The sequence below is a fragment of the uncultured Campylobacter sp. genome, from assembly GCF_938045535.1.
GTDB lineage: Bacteria > Campylobacterota > Campylobacteria > Campylobacterales > Campylobacteraceae > Campylobacter_B.
In genome coordinates, this window is sequence record NZ_CALIMQ010000067.1 from 1 (window position 1) to 3,136 (window position 3,136).

General features: G+C 49.0%; 2 protein-coding genes. One reads left to right on the forward strand and one right to left on the reverse strand.

Annotated features, from left to right (window positions below; all coding sequences use genetic code 11):
* The first annotated feature begins 818 nt into the window (after positions 1 to 818).
* Complete coding sequence (locus Q0095_RS02375) at positions 819 to 980, forward strand: hypothetical protein (RefSeq protein ID WP_297881009.1); 162 nt, start codon at positions 819 to 821, stop codon at positions 978 to 980.
* A gap of 161 nt (positions 981 to 1,141) precedes the next feature.
* Here the strand turns inward: Q0095_RS02375 and Q0095_RS02380 are convergent, their stop codons facing one another.
* On the reverse strand, positions 1,142 to 3,088 hold the full coding sequence (locus tag Q0095_RS02380; protein WP_297881011.1) for a DNA translocase FtsK: 1,947 nt from the start codon (positions 3,086 to 3,088) through the stop codon (positions 1,142 to 1,144).
* Positions 3,089 to 3,136 lie beyond the last annotated feature (48 nt).

Below are 3,136 nucleotides of genomic sequence, written 5' to 3' on the forward strand. Positions count from 1 at the left end.
ACATCATTGCAAATGCGCTCACATGCCGATCGATTTTCAGCGCACGGACAACGTAAAACGCACCGCATCTTACAATAAGCGACTTCGCCGTAAAACGCGCTTGTACCGCAGGCGGTACGAAATTTCGTTTTAAATTTATTCGCCGCTACGTCGCAAATTTTATTAAATTTATGCGTACGGCGATAAATTTTCCGTTCTAAAATTTTACGCCGCAGAGCATGTAAGCACATTCGTATCGCAAAACATACCGCATGCAGCCGCACTACGAAACATGCCCACACAAAACACCGCGCGCCAAACAGCTCGTCGCGCCGCCCACGATCCATCGGTTTTTGGCGTGCGACACGGGTACTCACACTGCAAATTAACCGCTGTGAACGACTGCGATACTCCACCATCGGCCTTCAGCGCGCGACGAACTTTTCACTCATGTACTCGCACGCGGCAAGCTAGCCTCTGGCAACTTTTCCTGCTTGTGCAGTCGCAAGACGTTTCATGTCGGCGCGGCGTGATTTAAAATTCAGGTTCGCTGCGGCAAATTTTAAAATTTCGAAATTCTAAAGCCCATAAAAGAAGCTAAATTTTAAAATTTTAAATTCTGTCATTCTTTGTAAATTTATAAAATTTGAAATCGCAAAATTTTTACAATCAATTTTTAAATTTTAAAACCGCCCTATTTCTACTCCGCTTGCACTTTAAAATTTCACGCCGCGATTAAAATTTGGCGCCAAGAACACAGCGCTCAATTAAACCGCGCCTTAAATTTCAATACGTCTTAAAGCGGGCGCGCCGTAAACGCAAGCTGTAAAACGCGCTGTTTGCACTGCGCCGAGCCTACTTTTGAAGCATCTCGCTACCGCTACGCCGCAAAATGCTTCGATCGCATCCGCGCAAGCTGCCACACTTTACCACAGCCGCAGGAAAACGAGTATGAGCTGCAAGGCGCGCAAATTTTAAAATTTAAAATCCGCCGCAGGTAACGAAATTTTAAAATTCCGCCGCGGCAAATCCGATAAATTTTAAAATTTCTAAAATTTAAAATTCTATCGATATAGACCCATCAAATTTTAAAAATTCTAGCACCTATAAATCCAATAAATTTCAAAATTTCGCCGCTTAAATTTCATCGAAATTTTAAAGCTTACTTGATTATGTCGCGCTGGCCCTTGGCGTTGATCTCGCTTAAAACGCCCATCTGCTCAAGCTGCTCGATGATCGTCGCGGCGCGGTTGTATCCGATGCGCAAGCGGCGTTGCAGGTAGCTGATCGAGGTCTTCTCCTCCTCCAAAACGATCGCCTTCGCCTCGTCGTAAAGCTCGTCAAGCACGATATTTTGCGGATTGATTATGCCGCCTTCTTGCTTGGCGCCCTCGTTTTCGATCAAAAATCGCTCGTCATAAACGACGCTTTCTTGCGCCTTTAAAAATTCCGCGATCTTGTTGATCTCATTCTCGGTCGTAAACGGCGCGTGCAGGCGGATGAGCCCCGGCGCGGTAGGCGGCGTAAAGAGCATATCGCCCCGCCCAAGCAGGCTGTCCGCGCCCATCTGATCCAAAATCACCTTGCTATCGACCTTTGAGCCCACTCGGAAGCTGATACGGCTAGGCAGATTCGCCTTTATCAGCCCCGTGACGACATCCACGCTAGGGCGCTGCGTCGCTACGATGAGATGGATGCCGCTGGCACGCGCCATCTGCGCCAGACGCGCGATGTAGTGCTCCACGTCCTTGCCGCTCGTCATCATCAGATCCGCGAGCTCGTCGATTATAACGACGATGTAAGGCAAAATTTCGCCCCCCTCGCGCAGCATCTTTTCGTTGTAGTTATCGATATTTTTCGTCCTATTTTGCGCCATGAGCGAGTAGCGCTGCTCCATCTCCGCAACGAGATTACTTAGCGCAATGATCGCCTGCTTAGGCTGCGTGATGACGGGCGTTAGCAGGTGCGGGATGTCGTTGTAGATGCTAAACTCGAGCATCTTCGGATCGATCATTATAAGGCGCAGGCTCTTGGGCGAGTTGCGATACAAAAGGCTAAGCAGCATGGCGTTGATGCCCACGCTCTTGCCGCTTCCGGTGGTACCTGCAATGAGAAGGTGCGGCAGCTTCTTAAGATCCGTGACGAAGGGTTGCCCCACGATGTCCTTGCCAAGCACGATGGTAAGCGGACTGGAAGCGCTTTTAAATACGTCGCTTTCTAAAATTTCGCGCAGATATATCGTATCGATATTTTGATTCGGAATCTCGATGCCTACGACATCTTTGCCAGGAACCGGCGCCTGGATGCGAATGGTCTGCGCCCTAAGAGCCATCGCAAGATCGTCTTGCAGCGTTAGAATTTTACTTACCTTAATGTGCGCGGCAGGGCGAAACTCAAATGTCGTAACGACCGGACCTGAGTAGGTCCGCACCACGTCGCCGTCGATCTTGAATTTACGCAGTTTATCGAGCAGGTCATAAATTTTACGATCGATCTCGCTCTCGTCGATGCTACTTTTCTTTTTCGGCGGCGGGTTTAAAAAATCAAGCGGCGGCAGCTTAAAATCCTTGGGCTTAGCCACCCTGCCCTTGTCGAGCTGATCCAAAAGCCTTTTGTTTTCGGCGACTTCGCTTAGGCGCTCGACCCTTTTTAGCCTGCTCGGCTTTCCCTTTTGCGGCATTTTAAGCTCGCGTTCAGTGGAAGCCTGCGGACCCTGTGCATCACTGAAATTCTGCTCATTTTCAGGCTCGCGAGTATCGTTTAAATTTTGTAAATTTCGCTCACCTTCAAAACTGCGCCCGCTTGCACCTTGCTCCGCAAAATTACCCTGTTTCGCCGAATTGTCCTCTCCGCTCAAAGCGTCATTCAAAGCGTTAAAATTTTCCGCACCTCTCAAGCCCTGCGCAGACGAATGCCTTGCAAGCCCGCCCCTTTGCAATGTATCCGCGTCGCTAGCGAAATCGTCCCCAATTTCATCCTGCGAGCTTTCATCTCTTGAGCCAATAAAGCAGTTTTTGATGATGTCGGTAAAACGGTCTTCAAATATGAGCACTAGCGAAAGCACAAAAATCGTAATATTAAAAATCCACACGCCGACGCTTCCGATCATTCGCCTAAGCCCATCCACTGCAAAGCTTCCGACTGCTCCGCCGCTAGC